General features: G+C 68.3%; 14 protein-coding genes. 5 read left to right on the forward strand and 9 right to left on the reverse strand.

What is annotated here, in order from left to right:
- Positions 1-24 precede the first annotated feature (24 nt).
- Genes JNB_RS01810 through JNB_RS01825 form a run of 4 tightly spaced genes read right to left on the reverse strand, consistent with a single transcriptional unit; the run spans position 25 to position 4,345 of the window.
- The gene (locus JNB_RS01810) at positions 25-879 is read right to left on the reverse strand and encodes a carbohydrate ABC transporter permease (RefSeq protein ID WP_009774684.1); all 855 of its coding nucleotides are present in this window, start codon (positions 877-879) and stop codon (positions 25-27) included.
- Entirely contained in the window at positions 876-2,030 is a 1,155-nt protein-coding gene (locus JNB_RS01815; RefSeq protein ID WP_237700586.1) for a carbohydrate ABC transporter permease, read from the reverse strand. The genes JNB_RS01810 and JNB_RS01815 overlap by 4 nt, the downstream gene beginning before the upstream one ends.
- A gap of 3 nt (positions 2,031-2,033) precedes the next feature.
- Entirely contained in the window at positions 2,034-3,287 is a 1,254-nt protein-coding gene (locus tag JNB_RS01820) for an extracellular solute-binding protein (RefSeq protein ID WP_009774686.1), read from the reverse strand.
- Positions 3,284-4,345: a LacI family DNA-binding transcriptional regulator gene (locus JNB_RS01825; protein WP_040884085.1), complete on the reverse strand. Its 1,062-nt coding sequence runs from the start codon at positions 4,343-4,345 to the stop codon at positions 3,284-3,286. The genes JNB_RS01820 and JNB_RS01825 overlap by 4 nt, the downstream gene beginning before the upstream one ends.
- 184 nt (positions 4,346-4,529) lie before the next feature.
- Here JNB_RS01825 and JNB_RS01830 point away from each other — a divergent pair, with 184 nt between their 5' ends.
- Positions 4,530-6,575: a glycogen debranching N-terminal domain-containing protein gene (locus JNB_RS01830; protein WP_009774688.1), complete on the forward strand. Its 2,046-nt coding sequence runs from the start codon at positions 4,530-4,532 to the stop codon at positions 6,573-6,575.
- Here JNB_RS01830 and cobA read toward each other — a convergent pair.
- The 5 genes from cobA to JNB_RS01855 are packed head-to-tail and all read right to left on the reverse strand — an operon-like array spanning position 6,491 to position 12,507.
- Positions 6,491-7,795 carry a uroporphyrinogen-III C-methyltransferase gene (gene cobA / locus JNB_RS01835; RefSeq protein WP_040883495.1) on the reverse strand — a complete coding sequence of 435 codons (1,305 nt, stop codon included), beginning with the start codon at positions 7,793-7,795 and terminating at the stop codon, positions 6,491-6,493. The genes JNB_RS01830 and cobA overlap by 85 nt on opposite strands.
- On the reverse strand, positions 7,783-9,126 hold the full coding sequence (locus JNB_RS01840; protein WP_009774691.1) for a sulfate adenylyltransferase subunit 1: 1,344 nt from the start codon (positions 9,124-9,126) through the stop codon (positions 7,783-7,785). The genes cobA and JNB_RS01840 overlap by 13 nt, the downstream gene beginning before the upstream one ends.
- Positions 9,126-10,094, reverse strand: coding sequence for a sulfate adenylyltransferase subunit CysD (gene cysD, locus JNB_RS01845; protein WP_009774692.1), 969 nt, complete (start codon positions 10,092-10,094; stop codon positions 9,126-9,128). The genes JNB_RS01840 and cysD overlap by 1 nt, the downstream gene beginning before the upstream one ends.
- Positions 10,091-10,807 (reverse strand): phosphoadenylyl-sulfate reductase, encoded by a 717-nt coding sequence (locus tag JNB_RS01850; protein ID WP_009774693.1) that lies wholly within the window; start codon positions 10,805-10,807, stop codon positions 10,091-10,093. Before JNB_RS01850 ends, cysD begins: the two co-directional genes overlap by 4 nt.
- Positions 10,804-12,507: a nitrite/sulfite reductase gene (locus JNB_RS01855; protein ID WP_009774694.1), complete on the reverse strand. Its 1,704-nt coding sequence runs from the start codon at positions 12,505-12,507 to the stop codon at positions 10,804-10,806. The genes JNB_RS01850 and JNB_RS01855 overlap by 4 nt, the downstream gene beginning before the upstream one ends.
- Positions 12,508-12,633: 126 nt before the next feature.
- On the opposite strand from JNB_RS01855, the gene JNB_RS01860 reads away from it, so the two are divergent.
- From JNB_RS01860 to JNB_RS01875, 4 genes are all read left to right on the forward strand, one after another.
- Positions 12,634-13,065: a hypothetical protein gene (locus JNB_RS01860; protein ID WP_237700587.1), complete on the forward strand. Its 432-nt coding sequence runs from the start codon at positions 12,634-12,636 to the stop codon at positions 13,063-13,065.
- Positions 13,066-13,199: 134 nt separating this feature from the next.
- Positions 13,200-14,813: a M4 family metallopeptidase gene (locus JNB_RS01865; protein WP_148232279.1), complete on the forward strand. Its 1,614-nt coding sequence runs from the start codon at positions 13,200-13,202 to the stop codon at positions 14,811-14,813.
- Between the two features lie 164 nt (positions 14,814-14,977).
- Positions 14,978-16,852: a 1-deoxy-D-xylulose-5-phosphate synthase gene (gene dxs, locus JNB_RS01870; RefSeq protein WP_009774697.1), complete on the forward strand. Its 1,875-nt coding sequence runs from the start codon at positions 14,978-14,980 to the stop codon at positions 16,850-16,852.
- A 141-nt stretch (positions 16,853-16,993) separates the two neighbouring features.
- Positions 16,994-17,914, forward strand: a complete 921-nt coding sequence (locus tag JNB_RS01875; RefSeq protein WP_009774698.1) for an alpha/beta fold hydrolase — start codon at positions 16,994-16,996, stop codon at positions 17,912-17,914.
- Positions 17,915-18,093 lie beyond the last annotated feature (179 nt).

Genomic DNA, 18,093 nt, shown 5'->3' on the forward strand with positions numbered 1-18,093 from the left:
GCTATCGGCGGGCACCGACACGTGTCAGCCCTTGACCCCACCCTCGTTGGCGCCCGCAGTGAACTGCCGCTGGAACACGAAGAACAGGATGGCGACGGGGATCGTGGTGAGCAGTGCTGCCGCGAGCTTGACGGGATACTGGGTCCCGGCGCTGAGCTCACCACTGGCGAGGCTCGCGAGCCCAGTGACCAGCGTCTTGTGCTCGGGGCTCTGGGTCACGACGAGGAAGTGCGTGAACTCGTTCCACGATCCTTGGAACGACAGGATCGTCAGGGTGATGAGGGCAGGTCGTGCCATCGGGAGCACCACGGACCAGAAGGTCCGGAAGACGCCTGCCCCGTCGATGCGCGCGGCCTCCTCGATGGACACCGGAATCGAGTCGAAGAACTGCTTCATGATGAAGACGCCGGCGGCGTCGACGATCAGCGGCAGGATCATCGCGGTGTAGGTGTCGTAGATCCCGAGGTAGTTCACCATAAGGAACTTCGGCAGCAGCAGGGCCACTCCGGGGACGCTCATGACGGCGAGGACCGTCGCAAAGAGGAAGCCGCGCCCACGGAACTTCAGCCGCGACAGCGCGTAGCCCGCGAGGCTGTCGAGGAAGACCCTGCCCAGCGTCAGGATGATCGTGATGAAGAAGGAATTCTTCATCCATGTCGTGATCGGTACGGCCGACCCGTTGCCCGCACCGAAGATGCGGTTCCACGCCGCGGCATCGAACGGGTTCGGGATGAGGCTGAGTGGGGAGTCGGTGGCAGCCGCGTCGGACTTGAACGACGTGGCGATCTGGATGAAGAACGGATAGATGAAGCCGACCGCGAACATCGCCAGGAGCGCATAGAAGGCGATGAGCTTCCACTGTGGCGTGCGTGCGTTCATCGGGTCCCTCCGGTGGTGCCGGGGACTGGCGCCGACTCGACCACGGCCTTGGACCGGCCTCGGCGGCGCTTGGGTGGCCCGTCCTTGTCGCGCAGCAGCCACCGCTGCCCACTCGTGAGGACGATGATGAGGGCGAAGACGACGAACGAGATCGCCGCACCGGTGCCGTAGTCGAGGCTGGTGAACGACTGCTTGTAGGACAGGAAGGCCGGGGTGAGGGTGGTGTTGGCGGGGGCACCCTTGCCCATGACGTAGATCTGGTCGAAGACCTGCCAGGTGCCGATGAGGCCGAGAGTGGTCACGAGGAAGAAGGCGGGCTTGAGCATGGGCAACGTGACGTACCGCAGCTTCTGCGCGGGCGACGTGCCATCGAGCATGGCGGCCTCCTCGACCTCGACCGGCATGTCCTGAAGGGCCGCGAGGAACATCAGCATGAAGGTTCCGGTCGTCGTCCAGACGACGAGGATGATCACCACGCACATGGCGACCGAGGGTCCGGAGAACCAGTCCCAGATCGGTCGTCCGAGGACCTCGGTCTGCGCGAAGCCCGGGGCCGCGTCGAGGCCCACTCCGCCAGCAGCGATGTGGAACAGTCCACGGGAGTCGCTGAACCAGGACGGCCCGTCGATCCCGAGGTAACCGAGGACCGCATTGACTGCGCCGGAGTTCGCGAACAGGAAGATGAACACGACCGAGATCGCGATCGAGCTCGTCACCGACGGGAAGTAGAACGCGGTCCGGAAGAAGCTCTTGCCCCTGAGGAACTTGTTGTTGACGATCAGCGCCAGGAAGAACGAGAGGGCCGTCTGGATCGGCACCACGAAGAACACGAACCAGAAGTTGTTGCCCAGGGACTGCATGAAGTTGTCACGCTTGAGGCCGTCCTCGGCGATGAGGTTGGTGTAGTTCTTGACGCCCACAAAGGGCGCGTTCTGCCCTCCGCCGAAGGGGGAGCCGTTGCCGTTCCACGACGTCAGGCTGACATAGAACGCCATGAGGACAGGGATGAGCAGAAAGACCCCGATGACGACGATCATCGGGGCGGTGAAGAGCCACCCGGCAACGCTGTCTCCGGGTCGCGTTTCGCCCCCGGCCGCCCGCCCGCGGCCGCCGAAGAGGCGACCGCGGCGGGAGGTGTGCTCAGTTGGCACGGGTCACTGGCCCTTGAGAGCGGCGTCAGCGTTCTTCTGTAGGGTCTCGAGGATGGCCTTGGGGTCTTTGGTCTTGAGCTGCTCGAGGTCGGTGTTGAAGGCGGCGTTGACCGGGTCGTAGCCCGGGATGTTCACCGGTCCCTGGCCGTACTCGCCGCCGGCGGCGAAGGCGGCATCGTCAGGGAACGCCGCGGCATACTGCGTGGCTCCCTCGGTCGTCGAAGGCATGACACCAAAGGCCTTGGCGAAGGCCATCTGCTGCTCGACCGAGGTGAGGGCCTTGACGAGGTCGACCGAAGCGGCTTGGTTCTTGGACTTCGCGGCGATGCCCCAGCAGTTGCTGAACACGAGGGTGCCCTTGCCCTTGGGGCCGGCGGGCAGCTCGGCGATCTTGACCTTGATGTTGGGGAAGTCCTTGGTGAGGGCACCGCGGATCCAGTTGCCCTCGATGGTCATCGCAGCCTTGCCCTTGCCGATGGCCTCCCCGCCCCAGCCGGCGTCGACCTCCTTGGCGTACTTCATGGTGCCCGCCTTGAGCATCGACTGGACCTGGGTGAGCCCGGCGAGGTTTTCGGGGGAGTCGGCGGTCACCTGGCTGCCGTCCTCGTTGACGATCCAGCCACCAGCCTCCTTCATGAAGGCGCCGACCCGTGCGGCCTCGCCGCTGATGACGAGACCGGTGACGTTGCCGCTCGTGAGCTTCTTGGCGACGGCGTCGAGGCCGGCCCAGTCCTTGGGGATGTCGGCGTCGGTCAGCCCAGCCTTGGCCCACAGGTCCGTGTTGATGACGAGGCCGAGGGTGGAGAAGTCCTTCGGGGCGCACTGGAGCTTGCCGTCGTGGGTGTAGGTCTTGACGAGGCTGTCGAGGAACCCGGCGTCCTTGACCTGGTCGCCGTAGGCGAAGAGGTTTCCGGCCTTGGCGAAGTCACCGACGCGCGAGGCGTCGGTGTAGAAGATGTCCGGCGGGTTGCCTCCGGCGAATCCCTGCCCGAGCTGCTGGTTGAGGTCCGAGGCCACGATGACCTCGGCCGTGTTGCCGGTCTTCTTGGCCCAGGCGTCTGCGGCGGCCTTGACGGCGTTCGTCTCGGCATCACCGGACGTGCCGATCATGATGCTGACCTTGGCCGGGCCGGTGGAGGCCTGTGGGGCCGCGGACTCCTCCTCGAATCCACCACCGCCGCAGGCGGTCAGGGACAGGACGACGCCGGCGGCGCAGACCAGGGCAGCGCGGGAGCGCCGGGCAGGGGTGGTTCTCATGACTTCTCCTGGGGGTGGGGGGCGGATGACTGTCGTAGGGTGCTGGCGCGCGGCAACAGGGTCGGCTCGAACATGAGCCCGTGATCGGGGCGGCGCTGGGTGGTGAGCTGGTTGTGGACCTGGGTGAGGAGTTGGCTGGCGATGGACCGGTAGGGCTGGGCGACGCTGGTGAGGTCGTGCGTCCGAGCCGTCTCGGAACCGTCGAACCCGACGACTCCCACGTCCCGACCGGGAACCAGTCCCCGTCGCAGCAGCACCTGCGTCACGCCGAGGGCGAGGACGTCCGAGGCGCACGCAATGGCGCCCCCGATGCCGACGTCGTCGACGAGGGGTTCTGCCGCTGCCATGGCCTTGGCGAGGTCCTGGATGGTGTTCCCCTCCGGGCCCTGGTGCGTCTGACCGTGACGGGTCACGGCCTCCGCCCACCCATTTCGTCGCTCGTCGCCCACGAGGGATCCCTGCGGCCAACCGAGATAGCCGATGCGCGAATATCCCTGTGAAACAAGGTGATCGACCGCGCCAGCGACTCCGTTGCGGCCATCGACGTCTGCCCAGGACGTGAAGCTCGGGTCATCCCACACCCGGCCGAATGACGCGAACGGGATGTCTCGCTCGAGCAGCCAGGCCGGTCGCGGGTCTCCGTGGTGGGTGTCCATGATGACGAAGGCGTCCACGAGCCGACTGCGCCACATCTCGCGATAGCGCTGCAGCGTCGGGTCCGGCCCGTCGGACCCGAACGTGACGATGTGGCAGTCGTGCTCGGGCGCAGCGATCGTGAGCGAAACGAGGAAGGGGGCCAAGGCGTCACTGAGGGCGTGGGCGCCGAGCCCGGTGAGTTCCATGCCCACGGCACCGGCCCGCTGACCCCGCAGCGACGTGGCGGCGGTGGAGGGGCGGTAGTCGAGGCGATCGATCTCTGCGTGGACTCGCTCGAGGGTGTCGGGTCGCACCCTCTCGGGGTGCTTGAGAGCGTTCGAAACGGTCTGACGGGAGACCTGCGCCGCCCGTGCGACGTCGAGGATCGTCGCGCGGCCGTGGCCCGACGGCATCGTTGCCATCTCGAACTCCTCACCAGTGGTCATGCTGAGCGAAAGGTGCTCTTGAACGTTCAACTCGCCTGTCGGGTGGTAATTTGAACCTTCAAGTCGATAGGGTCACCACTGTGACGTGCGCCACGTGGAGTGTCAAGAGATTGCAGGCAGCCGCCTTGGTGGTTGTCCCGGACGTGTGGGGAGGGGCGCGATGACGCGCTACCACCAGCCCTGGCTGCACGATCTCGAGATCGCCGTCCTCGGCAACGTCACGGCCCTGTCGGATCGGCTGGGTGACATGGGCGTGCCCGGCGCGGGCCTCTATGTCGACGACCGGCGTGTCCTGTCGCTCTGCAACCTCACGGTCGATGGGGAGCCCCCCACGTGGGTTGCCAGCGCCAGTGGTGGCTCGGTCACCCAGATCGCGACCCTGCTGAGGTCGCACGGCGACGAGGGCCCCGACCCCACGGTGGAGCTGCACCGGGTGCGTGAGCTGGTGGATCAGGGCCTGCATGAGCGGATTGTCGTGACCTCTCATGCGAGCGATCCGGTGGGGGCGCAGCTGAACCTGCTCCTGGCGTCGGACGGCGTCGACATCGCCGTCGTCAAGGGTGGTGGCGAGGGCCAGCCCGTGCCCGTCACGCTGGTCGACGGAGCTTTGGTGTGGCAGGAGGAGCGCCACGACATCCAAGTCCGCAGTGAGTCCGGATCCCCTGTGGCACAAGGGCATTCGGCTCTCTGGACGTGGGATGTGGTCGTCGCACAGGGCGAGACCATCACCCTGGAGTGGACCGTCGCCGTGTCCCGCCGTGAGGAGATCTCCTTCGGGGCCAATGCCGGGTACGACCTCGTCGACTGGTCAGGGGTCTCGGTGGACTGCGACGACGCGCGAGTCAAGCCGCTGATCGATCGGTCCCTGCTCGACCTCCGCGGTCTGCTGATGACCGATCCGCAAGCTCCTCAGGATGTCTTCACGGCGGCCGGAACCCCTTGGTATCTCACGCTGTTCGGTCGTGACTCGTTGTGGGCGGCGCGGTTCATGCTGCCCTTCGGGACCGACCTCGCCGGTGGGACGCTGCGCGCCCTCGCGCGCCGGCAGGGCACGCGTTCGAACGCCCTGACCGCCGAGGGTCCGGGCAAGATCTTGCACGAAGTGCGCCGGGCTGCCTACGTGGATCCCGTGAGCCACCTCTCGTTGCCTCCGGTCTATTTCGGGTCGGTCGACGCGACCCCGCTCTGGATTCAGCTCCTCCATGACGCGTGGCGTTGGGGGCTCGAAGAATCCACGGTCCGAGACCTGCGACTGAACCTCCTCGCCGCTCTGGGCTGGATGCGGGCGCAGGCCGACCGCGGAGACGGGCTGCTCAGCTATCTCGACGAGAGCGGCAGCGGGCTGGACAACCAGGGCTGGAAGGACTCCGGCGACTCGATGCGTCGACGCGACGGCTCCATCGCTCCCGCACCGATCGCGCTTGTCGAAACCCAGGCGTATGCCGTGTCCGCAGCTTGCGCTGCGGCGCACCTTCTCGAGGGCGTGTGGGGCGAGGACGGAGACGCATGGCGTGAGTGGGCCGAGGAGCTGAGCGATCGCATCCGCGAGAGGTTCTGGGTCAGTGACGCCGACGTGCGCCACCTCGCGATGGCGATCGATGGAGAGGGTCGTCGTGTCGACGGGGTGGGCAGCAACATGGGCCACGTCCTGGGCACGGGAGTCCTGAACGAGGCCGAGGCACGCAGGACCACCCATGTCCTCACCCGTCCGGACATGTTGGGATCAGGGGGGATTGGCACCCTCTCTCGTGACAATCCTGCCTACAACCCGGTGGGATATCACACCGGCTCGGTGTGGACCCACGACAACGCGATTGCTGCGCTGGGGCTGGGTCGCGACGGGTTCGCGGCGGAGGCTGCGCAGGTCCTCAAGGCCCTTGTCGGTGTCGGATCGAGCGTCGACAACCGGTGGCCGGAGCTCTATGGCGGCGAGTTGCTCATGGGAAAACCGGTCCCGTATCCCGCGTCCTGTCGCCCGCAGGCCTGGGCTGCCGCCAGCGCCGGAGCTCTGGTCGAAGTGGCTCTGGGGCTGGCTGCTGATGCTCCGCACCGCACACTGCACCTGTCGCCCATCGCACCCGCACCCTTCGGAGCCATGCGAGTGGCCGGTCTGCGCGTGGGTCAGACCCCTGTGCGGGTCGAGGTCAACGCGGTGGGCGAGGTTGTCGACGTCGACGCACCCGGACTCGACGTCATCGTGCGCTGAGGCAGATCGTCGTGCGCGAGTCGCACGACGTCGCCCACGACGACGACTGCTGGGGACTCGACACCGCGGAACAGCGCCAGATCGGCGATGTCGGCCAGCGTGCCGATCGTCACCCGCTGGGTCGGGAGGTAGCCGCGTTCGATGATGGCCACCGGGCAGTTCGCTGAGCGACCCTCTGCCACAAGGGCGTTCGCACTGGCACGAAGCGTGGACACGCCCATGAGGAGGACGAGGGTGTGGTCCGAACCCGGGGGCAGCGTCGGGATCTGCTCGTGGCCCGAGACCACGGTGAACGCCTTGGCGACACCGCGGTGGGTGAGGGGGATGCCTGCAGCGGCTGGCACGGAGACAGCGCTCGTGACGCCAGGAACGACTTCGACGGGTATGCCGTGTGCCTCGCACGCGAGACGTTCCTCCCCTCCGCGCCCCAGGACGTAGGGGTCGCCACCCTTGAGGCGGACGACGGCGTGCCCACGCTCGGCCTCCTCGACAAGGATCGCGTTGATGCGGTCCTGGGGGACCGGGTGGTGGCCGGTGGTCTTGCCGACGTCGATGATCCGGACCGACGCGGGAAGTCGCGACACGACGCCTCGGGGTGCGAGGCGGTCGACGACGACGACGTCTGCACTGGCGAGGAGCTCGTGACCGCGGACGGTGAGCAGACCGTCGTCTCCGGGGCCGCCACCGACGAGGGCGACCCAACCGGCGCCACGGGTGCGGTGACGGCGGAGGTCGAGGCCGCCGTTGCGCAGCGCGAGGTCGATGCCGTCACGCACCGTCGTCGCGAGCAAGGGGTCGCCACCGCCATGGACGGCGACGGTCACAGCGCCGTCGGGAGTGATGACGTGGGTGCGAGCGGGGATGCTCGCAGCGGTTGCCCGTGAGTCGGTGGCGTCGACGCACCACACCCTCAGCGCGTGTGAATCGCTGCTGATCGCAGTGTCGACGTCAGGATCGCCAGTGGCCGTGTGGACCAGCCAGGCTCCCTCGAGATCGGCTGGCCCCGCGTAGTCGCGCTGCAGCCACGTCACCCGTTCGGGGTGCTCCGCGAGGAGATCCTGAACCTCTTCGCAGACCCACGGGGAGACCAGTCGCACGACCGCACCCTCGTCGAGGAAGGCCCGGAGACGTCGACCCGTGACCGGCCCGCCACCGAAGACGGCGACGAGCCTGCCGGTCAGGTCGAGGACGACCGGCAGGGCGGACTTCAGATCTCCCATGCCTCATCACCCTCGGGCTGCGTCGGCGCATCCGCTGCGGTCGGCAAGGTCGCTCCCACCATGCCGGCAGCGACCGTGCGACCGTCGTGGGCGTCGATGAGGAGGAAGGACCCGCCCAGACGTGACGTCGAGTAGTTCTCGACGGGCACGGGACTCGCGAGGCGGAGCGTCACCAACCCGATGTCGTTGAGTGCCAGCACATCTGCGGGGTCCGACGTCATCGAGTCGAGGTCGAGGGCGCCGTCGATCGTGCGCACCGCAGACTGCACCGTGCGCGACCCGTGCTTGAGCAGGAGCCGCTGACCGGGGCGCAGGGGGGCGTCTCCGAGCCAGCACACGACGGCCTTGATGTCCTGGGTGGGCTCGGGAGCGTCCGCCACGGAGGAGATGACGTCTCCGCGAGAGATGTCGATCTCGTCGGCGAGGCGCAGGGTCACCGACTGGGGCGCGAACGCCTTGTCGAGGGTGCGGTCGCCCAGGTCGATCCCGGCGACCGTCGTGCGGCGCCCGGAGGGCAGGACCACGACCTCGTCACCCACACGTACGACGCCGGAGGCAACCTGACCGGCATACCCGCGGTAGTCGCGGTAGGCCTGGTCGCGCGCCGCACCCTGCGGGCGGATGACGAGCTGGACGGGGAGCCGGAAGGCCTCGTGGGACGGATCCTCCGACGGCGGCAGCTGCTCCAGGAGCTCGAGCAGGCTCGGCCCTGCGTACCAAGGTGTGCGTGCTGAGCGGGTCGCGATGTTGTCGCCGTCCAGGGCGCTCACAGGGATGGCGATGGCGTCCTCGACCCCCAGCTCACGGGCCACGGTCTGCACTTCGGCGTTGACCCGTTCGTAGACCTCCTGCGAGAAGTCGACGAGGTCAATCTTGTTGACGGCCACGATGACGTGCGGCACCCGCAGCAGGGCGGTCACGGCGAGGTGGCGTCGGGTCTGTTCGAGGACACCCTTGCGGGCGTCGACGAGGAGCACGACGACGTCGGCCGTCGAGCTGCCGGTGACGGTGTTGCGGGTGTACTGCACGTGGCCCGGGCAGTCGGCGAGGACGAAGGAGCGCTGGGCCGTCGCGAAGTAGCGGTAGGCGACGTCGATGGTGATGCCCTGCTCGCGCTCGGCGCGCAGGCCGTCGGTGAGTAGCGCGAGGTCGGCCGCCGTGAGTCCGCGATCGCGCGACACCCGCTCGACGGCCGCGAGCTGGTCGGACAGAACGGACTTGGTGTCGTGCAGCAGGCGACCGACGAGAGTGGACTTCCCGTCGTCGACGGAGCCAGCCGTCGCCAGGCGCAGAAGGGTTCCCCGGGTCGGGGCCGTCATGGTGGTGGCCATCAGAAGTAGCCCTCTTTCTTGCGGTCTTCCATGGCGGCCTCGGAGACCCGGTCATCGGCGCGGGTGGCCCCACGTTCGGTCAGGGTGGAGGCTGACACCTCGACGACGATCTCGGCGTTGGTGCGCGCCGGTGACTCCACGGCACCGGTGCAGGACATGTCGCCGACGGTGCGGTAGCGGACGAGCCGCGTCTCGACCGGCTCGTCGTCGCGCGGCTGGCTGTAGGGGCCGACCGAGAGCCACATGCCGTCGCGGCTGAAGACCTCGCGCTCGTGGGCGTAGTAGAGCGGGGCGAGTGGGATGTCCTCGCGCTCGATGTACTTCCAGACGTCGACCTCGGTCCAGTTGCTGATCGGGAAGGCGCGCACGTGCTCGCCGGGTCGGTGCCGCGGGTTGTAGAGGTTCCACAGCTCGGGGCGCTGGTTCTTGGGGTCCCACTGGCCGAACTCGTCACGCAGGGAGACGATCCGCTCCTTGGCGCGCGCCTTCTCCTCGTCGCGCCGTCCGCCGCCGAAGACACCGTCGAAGCGGTGCTCGTTGATGGCGTCGAGCAGGGGCACGGTCTGCAGGGCGTTGCGCAGACCATCGGCGCGCTCGCGCAGACGACCGTCGTCGAGGTAGTCCTGCACGCTGGCAACCTCGAGCCGCAGTCCGAGTCGCTCGACCGTCTCGTCGCGGTAGGCCAGCACCTCGGGGAAGTTGTGGCCGGTGTCGACGTGGAGCACGGGGAAGGGGATCGGTGCCGGCCAGAAGGCCTTCGCCGCGAGGTGCAGCATGATGACGGAGTCCTTGCCACCGCTGAAGAGCAGCACGGGGCGCTCGAGCTCGCCGACGACCTCACGGATGATGAGGATGGCCTCGGCCTCGAGGGCGTCGAGCTGGCTCAGGACGTGCACGTCGGGGCTGACGGCCGGTTCGGCGGCATCGGCGCCCGTGTCGGTTGTGGCGTCGATGATGGAGGCGCTCATGTGTGGATCCCGCATTCGGTCTTGGAGAGTCCGGCCCAGCGGCCTGATCGCGGGTCCTCGCCGGGTGCGACACGCTTCGTGCACGGCTCGCAGCCGATCGATGGATAGCCGTCGGAGAGAAGGAGATTGATGGGCACGCCGTTGTCGAGGGCGTAGTCCGTGACGTCATCGAGGGACCACGTCACCAAAGGGTTGATCTTCACGAGGCCGTGCTTCTCGTCAAAGGTGACGAGCGGGGTCTCGGTCCGGGTCGGCGCCTCGTCGCGACGCACCCCGGTCACCCACGCCTCGTAGCCAGCGAGGGTGCGGCCCAGCGGCTCCATCTTGCGCATGGCGCAGCAGGAGGCCGGGTCGCGCTCATACAGACGAGCACCGAACTTGGCATCCTGCTCGGCGACGGTCAGCTCAGGGAGCACGTCGACGACGTTGACGTCGAGCTCGTCAGCCACCCGGGCACGAGTGCCGATGGTGTCGGAGAAGTGATAGCCCGTCTCGAGGAAGAGGACGTCCACGCCGGGAGCGCTCTGCGAGATCAGGTGCGGGAGAACGCCTTCGGCCATGCTGCAGGCCACGGCGAGAGTTCCGGGGAAGTTCTCGGCGGCCCAACGCGCCACTCCGACTGCGTCGGCGTCGTCGAGCAGGGCGCCCTCGGCGGCGAGAGCGCGGAGCTCCTCCTCGCTGCGCTTGGTGCTGCGGGTGGTCAGGGGGCTCATGTCAGCTCCTCGTCCGTGACTCGGTGTGCCCAGGCGGCGAAGGACTCGCCGTCGGTCTGCTGATCCAGGAAGCGGCGGGTGATGCGCTCGACGTAGTCGGCGAGGTCGGTCGCCTCGATCTTGAGGCCACGAACGGTGCGGCCCAGTCCGGCCTCGTCGCGCTCAGGGGAGGCGAGGCCGCCGCCGAGGTGGACCTGGAAGCCGGGCACGTGCTCGCCGGCATCGTTGGTCGTGATGAGCCCCTTGAGCCCGATGTCGGCCGTCTGGATGCGGGCGCACGAGTTCGGGCAACCGTTGACGTGCAGCGAGATCGGGGTGTCGAGCTCGACTCCGGCAAGGCGCTCCTCGAGCTCTGCGATGACGGCGGTCGCCGTGTCCTTGGTGTCGACGATCGCGAGCTTGCAGTACTCGATGCCGGTGCAGGCCATCGTCGAGCGACGGAACGGGCTGGGTGTCGCGGTGAGCCCGAGCTCCTCGAGGCCGGCCGTGAGCTCGTCCACGCCCTCCTTGGGGATACCGAGGACGACGAGCTTCTGGTGGGCGGTGAGTCGCACACCGTCGCCTCCCACGCGCTCGATGAGGTCGCCGAGCCGGCTGAGGATGGTGCCACTCACGCGGCCGACGATCGGCGCGGCTCCAACATAGAAGCGGCCGTCCTTCTGGGGGTGGACGCCGACGTGGTCGCCGGGACCCTTGGCGGGCGCGGGGGCCGGGCCATCGGGCAACGTGCGGCCGAGGTACTCGGTCTCGAGGATCTCGCGGAACTTCTCGGGACCCCACTCTGCGAGCAGGAACTTCAGGCGCGCCTTGGTGCGCATCCGGCGGTAGCCGTAGTCGCGGAAGATCTGGATGACGCCGTGCCACACGTCAGGCGCATCGGCCTCGGACACGAAGACGCCGAGTCGCTCGGCGAGCCGCGGTGCGGTCGACAGGGCGCCGCCGACCCAGAGGTCGTAGCCGACCCCGAGTTCGGGGTGCACGACACCGACGAGCGAGATGTCGTTGATCTCGTGGACGACGTCCTGGCTGGGGTGGCCGGTGATCGCCGTCTTGAACTTGCGCGGCAGGTTGGACAGTTCCGGGTCGCCGAGCCACCGGTCGGTGATGACGCGGATGAGCTCGGTGGGGTCGATGATCTCGTCGGCCGCGACGCCGGCCACGGGGCTGCCGAGGAAGGCGCGGGGGGTGTCGCCGCAGGCCTCCGTCGTCTGCAGGCCGACCTCCTCGAGGCGCCGCCAGATCTCGGGCACGCTCTCGATGGCGATCCAGTGGTACTGGATGTTCTGCCGGTCGCTGATGTCGGCGCTCTCGCGAGCGAAGTCGGTCGAGATGCCACCGAGGACGCGCAGCTGGTCGGGGGAGAGGACCTGGCCGTCGGTGCGCACGCGGAGCATGAAGAACTTGTCCTCGAGCTCGTGGGGCTCGAGCGAGGCGGTCTGCCCGCCATCGATGCCGGGCTTGCGCTGGGTGTAGAGGCCCCACCAACGGAAACGGCCGTGCAGGTCGTCGCCCGGAATGGCGTCGAAGCCGTCGCGGGCATAGATCGTCTCGATGCGCTCCCGGACGTTGAGGCCGTTGTCCTGCGCCTTGAACGTCTCGTTGGGGTTGAGCGGCTCACGGCCGTCGACGGCCCACTGACCGTTGGACCGGCCGGTGCGCGGCGGCCGCAGTGCGCGGCTGCCGGAGGCGACGCTCGTCATGGATCCTCGTTCCTCAATGGGTGGCAATGCTGATGGAAAGCATAAGCGTGGGTTATGAGGGGTTCGGCGTCCGGTCCACGATGTGACCGTCGGTGGGGGATCTGAGGGAGGGCTATCATCGAACGTATGTTCGACACCTCCGCACGGCCGCCCCTGCGCCGTGCGGCGAGCCCCGGAGCGCCGGGCGGGTCCGGTCGACCCGGCCCACCCGGCTGGCCCGATCGCGTGCCGCCACCCGAGGCGCCGGGTTGGCAGGTGCCCGCCGTCGGCTGGCTGCTCGATCACTGTCCTTCGGACTACCGCATGTATGCCGTGTGGCGCCACCATCCGATCGCCCTCGCCTGGGTGACCACGCACCACCTGGACGGACAGCTGGGAGCCATGCGGACGGCATACCGGGGTCTGCGTGTTGATCTTGCCGACCACGTCGAACCCGAAGGGATCGCCGCCTCGCTCGCGGCCCTCGAGGCCGAGGGGGCGCGGCTGCTCGCGGCCCGGCGCGCAGCCGGGTTGCTGCTCGAGGCGATGCAGGGGCATGCCTTCGTCCCACGACTGTGACGGGGTTTCTTGACCGAGGTATACGTTCAGTAAGGAGTTGATCAAGACTCTCCACTTCGGCGCCGCCGAGGGCTTTGATGAGCCAGTCACGTGACATCGCGTCACGTTTCTCGACTCACGACAAGGAAGTCCCCATGCGTCGATCGCTCTCCGCCCTCGCGTGCCTGGCCGCTGGTTCGGCCGTCATCGCTGCCGCCGTGCCCGCCTCCGCCCGCCCTGCCGACCCCGTCGGTCCGCTCCGCCAGCTCGACGTGTCCTCTGTCGGCGCGGCCGCAGAGCAGGCCGTGCGATCGGCTCCCGGACTTGTCCGACTGTCCGCCGCGGAGGACCTCGTGGCGACCTCGGCCATCGGTGAGAGCTCGGGCGCACGCCACGTGCGCATGGACCGGACCTATCGCGGCCTTCCCGTCCTCGGCGGCGACCTCGTCGCCCACCTGCGCTCGGACGGCGCCGTCGACTCGGTGAGCCAGACGCTGCGCGCACCGCTCTCGGTCGCGACGGCGCCCACGATCAGCGCCGCCCGTGCCGCGATCGCCACCCGCGCCACCCTTCCGGCCGGCGTCAGCGTCGACAGGACGGCCCCGACCCTCGCGATCGACGCCACCGACGGCACACCACGCCTCGTGTGGGATGTGCGCAGCAGCGGCGTCCGCGCCAGCGGTACCCCCAGCCGGCTGCACACCTGGGTCGATGCCGGCTCCGGCAAGGTCGTCAACTCGGCCGACGAGATCCACGAGGCTGACGGCACGGGCTCCTCCCTCTACAGCGGGACGGTCGGCATCCAGACCACCCTGTCCGGGTCGACCTACCAGCTCAAGGACGCCACCCGCGGCAACTCGCAGATCGGCGACATGGCCAACAAGGAGGACAGCATCCTGTGCACCCTCCTCCAGATCGGCTGCACCACCGGCACCCTCTACACCGATGCCGACAACGCCTGGGGCAACGGCACCAACGCCAACCGTCAGACCGCAGCGGTCGACGCGGCCTACGGGCAGGCCCGCACCTGGGACTACTTCAAGAACGCCCACGGGCGCAACGGCATCTGGAACACCGGCCAGGGTTCGCCGAGCCGCGTCCACTACGGCAGCGGCTACGTCAACGCGTTCTGGGACGGCAAGCAGATGACCTACGGCGACGGTGACGGCACCTCGTTCGGTCCGCTCGTCTCCCTCGACGTCGCCGGGCACGAGATGAGCCACGGGGTCACCGAGAACTCGGCGAACCTCACCTACTCCAAGGAGTCCGGTGGACTCAACGAGTCCACGAGCGACATCTTCGGGTCGATGGTCGAGTTCAGCGCCAACAACGCGAGCGACCCGGGCGACTACCTCATCGGTGAGGAGTTCGACCTCGCCAAGGGACTCGGCTTCCGCCGCATGGACAACCCCAGCTCGGACGGCAAGTCGGTCAACTGCTGGAGCTCGTCGGTGGCCAACCTCGACGTCCACTACTCGTCCGGTGTGGGCAACCACTTCTTCTATCTCCTCGCCGAGGGTTCGGGCGCCAAGACCATCGGCGGCAAGGCGCACAACTCGACGACGTGCAACGGCTCGACGATCGCCGGCATCGGACGCGATGCGGCGGCCAAGATCTGGTACCGCGCACTCACCGTCTACATGACGTCGTCGACGAACTACTCCGGTGCCCGCGCCGCGACGGTCAAGGCGGCCGGCGACCTCTACGGCGCCGCGTCGACCCAGGCCACGACGGTCGCGAAGACCTGGGACGCCGTCTCGGTGAAGTAGGTCACGAACTGGAGGGGCGTTCACGGGTCCCACACCTCGAGGAGAGGTGTGGGGCCCGTGAACGTTGTGTGAGGGGTGCGGTGCAGATGCCGTGGGGAAGATGCGGCGCGCACGAGAGCACCTAGACTCTTGCGGATGGACATCGGCACCGAGAAGGAGAGCGCGTGAGCGTGTTGGAGCGCATCCAGGGACCTGAGGACCTCAAGGCCCTGAGCCGCCCCGAGCTGGCGACGTTGGCGCAGGAGATTCGCACCTTCCTCGTCGACGAGGTCTCGCGCACCGGTGGCCACCTCGGACCCAACCTCGGCGTCGTCGAGCTGACCATCGCGATCCACCGGGTCTTCGACAGTCCGCGCGACGCGGTCGTCTTCGACACGGGACACCAGTCCTACGTCCACAAGCTCCTCACTGGTCGCCACGACTTCACATCGCTGCGCAAGCAGGGTGGGCTGTCGGGCTACCCGAGCCGGGCCGAGTCAGAGCACGACGTCGTCGAGAGCTCCCACGCATCGAGCTCGCTGTCGTGGGCCCACGGCATCGCGGCGGGACGCGTCGTCGCAGGCGAGCGCGACCGGCACACCGTCGCTGTGATCGGTGACGGGGCACTCACCGGCGGCATGGCCTGGGAAGCCATCAACAACATCGCGGCCGAGAAGGACCTGCCGCTCGTCATCGTCGTCAACGACAACGAGCGCTCCTACGCCCCGACGCGCGGCGGACTCGCCGACCACCTGGCCACCCTGCGCACGACGCGCGGCTACGAGCGGTTCCTCGACTGGGGCAAGTCCGCGCTGCACCGCACGCCCGTCGTCGGGGGAGCGATGTACGAAACGCTCCACGGTGTGAAGAAGGGCATCAAGGACATCGTGGCGCCGCAGGGACTCTTCGAGGACCTCGGCCTCAAGTACGTCGGGCCCGTCGACGGTCATGACGAGGCCGCGCTCGAGCAGACGCTCCGGCGCGCCAAGGCCTTTGGCGGGCCGGTGCTCGTCCACGTCATCACCCAGAAGGGCAAGGGCTACGAGCCGGCCATCAACGACGAGAGCGACCAGTTCCACGCCGTCGGTGTCATCAACCCCGAGACCGGCCTGCCGCTCGAGATCTCCGGACGCAGCTGGACCGACGAGTTCAGTGACGCCCTCGTCGAGCTGGGGGAGGAGCGCGACGACATCGTCGCGATCACCGCCGCCATGATGATCCCGGTCGGGCTCGATGCGTTCTCGAAGCGCTTTCCTGATCGGACTTTCGATGTCGGCATTGCCGAGCAGCACGCCACCACGATGGCTGCGGGACTGGCGTATGCCGGCCTGCATCCGGTTGTCGCGATCTACGCGACGTTCCTGAACCGCGCCTTCGACCAGCTGCTCATGGACTGCGCGCTGCACAAGGCCGGCGTGACGTTCGTGCTCGACCGCTCCGGTGTCACCGGGCCCGACGGCGCCTCGCACCACGGCATGTGGGACATGTCGATCGCCGGGATCGTGCCGGGGCTGCACCTCGCCGCGCCCCGCGACGGCCACCAGATCCCGATCGCGTTGCGCGCTGCCGTCGACATCTCCGATGCGCCGTCGGTCATCCGCTTCCCCAAGGGCTCGGTCTCCGACCCCATCGAGGCCGTGCGGTCCACTGACGGTGTCGACGTGTTGGTCGAGCCGGACGCGAGCGACGCCGAGGTCGACCTGCTGCTCGTTGGTGTCGGGTCCATGGTCGCGACTGCTCTCACGGTCGCCGAGAAGCTCGCCGCCGAGGGGCTGCGCGTGCGCGTCGTCGACCCGGTCTGGGCGCTGCCGGTCAACCCGGCTGTCGGTGAGCTGGCCCGCTCGGCACGCCGCACCGCCGTCCTCGAGGACAACTCCGTTGCTGGCGGCGTCGGGTCGCACATCATGAAGTCGTTGCGCGACAGCGGAATTGACTCACCAATTGATCTCTTCGGCCTGCCGCGTGAGTTCCTTGACCACGGGTCGCGTGGCCAGGTCCTCGACCGCGTCGGCCTCACGCCCGACGCCATCTCGACCAAGCTCCTCGACTCCCTGCGCTGACGACTCGGCCTCGTGCCCCGTACGGACACACGGGGCAACGAGTTCTGTGGTTCCGGAACCCATGTGTGAACGCCACTGTCCGGCATACCGTTTGAGGCACTGGGGTGGCACTCGGCGACCCGGGAACGGAAGGGGAACCACGTGAGAGTCGAACCGTCGTTCAGCGTCGAGGTCTCGTCCGGCACCCTTGCGGTCCACGACCTCATCCCTGGCGCCTTCTCACCGGGCGCCCCGGTCGTCCTCGCTCTCCACGGCATCACCGCCAACGGGCTGGCGTGGCAGGTCCTCGCCGACGAGCTCGTTCGCCGACATGGCGCGGGTGCCGTCAGGCTGCTCGCGCCGGACCTGCGCGGTCGGGCCGCGAGCCGTGACGTTCCGGGCCCCTACGGCATCGGCATCCACGCCGCCGACGCCCTCGCCGTCGCGTCGGCCTTTGGCGGTCGGCCCATCCTCGTCGGGCACTCGATGGGAGCCTTCGTGGCGGCGGTGGCTGCTGCCAGCGAGCCGGAGCGCTTCCACTCGGTCGTCCTCGTCGACGGCGGTCTCGGGTTTCCCGTGCCCGCGACGATGTCCGTCGATGACGCCCTGTCGAGCGTCATCGGGCCTGCCATGACCCGGCTGTCGATGGTCTTCGACTCGCCCGAGGACCACCTCGCGTTCTGGCGTCGGCACCCAGCGGTCGGACCGTTGCTCGCGGGACCGGGTGGACTGTGGCTGCGCCGCTACCTCGACCACGACCTCATCGAGACCGAGCAGGGCTGGCGGTCGAGCTGCGTGCTCGACGCCGTGCGTGCCGACGGCCGCGACGTCCTCGCTGATCCCACGACCCTGGCCGCCGTCGGCGCAGCGGTGGGCTCGGGCGTCGACGTGGAACTGCTGTGGGCGCAGCGCGGCCTGCTCGACGAACCTCAGGGCCTCTACGACGAGGCACGGCTCGCTGCTCTCGACCTGCCGTCAGGTCTGCGCACCACTGCGGTGCCCGACACCAACCACTACTCGATCATCCTCGACACGGCGCCGATCCAGACACTGGCCAACGTGATCGACCGTCAGCTCGCCTGACCGCACGCGTCACGACGAAACGTGATGCGTCGCCATACCTTCGGCGTATGCCGTGTGGTCGCTTGTCTCGGGCCTCTCGGTCGGCGGGTGTCAGAGGCTTCTGATGGACTCTTTGGGTGGGTGGCCAGCAGTGGAGCGGGCGGCCGATTCAGCCCTGTTTGCGGACGCCGCCAGATGAC

Origin of the sequence: Janibacter sp. HTCC2649 (assembly GCF_000152705.1) — a bacterium.
Lineage (GTDB): Bacteria > Actinomycetota > Actinomycetes > Actinomycetales > Dermatophilaceae > Knoellia.

What these genes read in the sequence shown, in the direction of transcription:
- JNB_RS01860 (WP_237700587.1), top strand. Translation starts at nt 12,634, where the DNA reads ATGTTCGACACCTCCGCACGGCCGCCCCTGCGCCGTGCGGCGAGCCCC.
- JNB_RS01840 (WP_009774691.1), bottom strand. Translation starts at nt 9,126, where the DNA reads ATGGCCACCACCATGACGGCCCCGACCCGGGGAACCCTTCTGCGCCTG.
- JNB_RS01855 (WP_009774694.1), bottom strand. Translation starts at nt 12,507, where the DNA reads ATGACGAGCGTCGCCTCCGGCAGCCGCGCACTGCGGCCGCCGCGCACC.
- cobA (WP_040883495.1), bottom strand. Translation starts at nt 7,795, where the DNA reads ATGGGAGATCTGAAGTCCGCCCTGCCGGTCGTCCTCGACCTGACCGGC.
- JNB_RS01865 (WP_148232279.1), top strand. Translation starts at nt 13,200, where the DNA reads ATGCGTCGATCGCTCTCCGCCCTCGCGTGCCTGGCCGCTGGTTCGGCC.
- JNB_RS01825 (WP_040884085.1), bottom strand. Translation starts at nt 4,345, where the DNA reads ATGGCAACGATGCCGTCGGGCCACGGCCGCGCGACGATCCTCGACGTC.
- JNB_RS01850 (WP_009774693.1), bottom strand. Translation starts at nt 10,807, where the DNA reads ATGAGCCCCCTGACCACCCGCAGCACCAAGCGCAGCGAGGAGGAGCTC.
- JNB_RS01830 (WP_009774688.1), top strand. Translation starts at nt 4,530, where the DNA reads ATGACGCGCTACCACCAGCCCTGGCTGCACGATCTCGAGATCGCCGTC.
- JNB_RS01820 (WP_009774686.1), bottom strand. Translation starts at nt 3,287, where the DNA reads ATGAGAACCACCCCTGCCCGGCGCTCCCGCGCTGCCCTGGTCTGCGCC.
- JNB_RS01810 (WP_009774684.1), bottom strand. Translation starts at nt 879, where the DNA reads ATGAACGCACGCACGCCACAGTGGAAGCTCATCGCCTTCTATGCGCTC.
- cysD (WP_009774692.1), bottom strand. Translation starts at nt 10,094, where the DNA reads ATGAGCGCCTCCATCATCGACGCCACAACCGACACGGGCGCCGATGCC.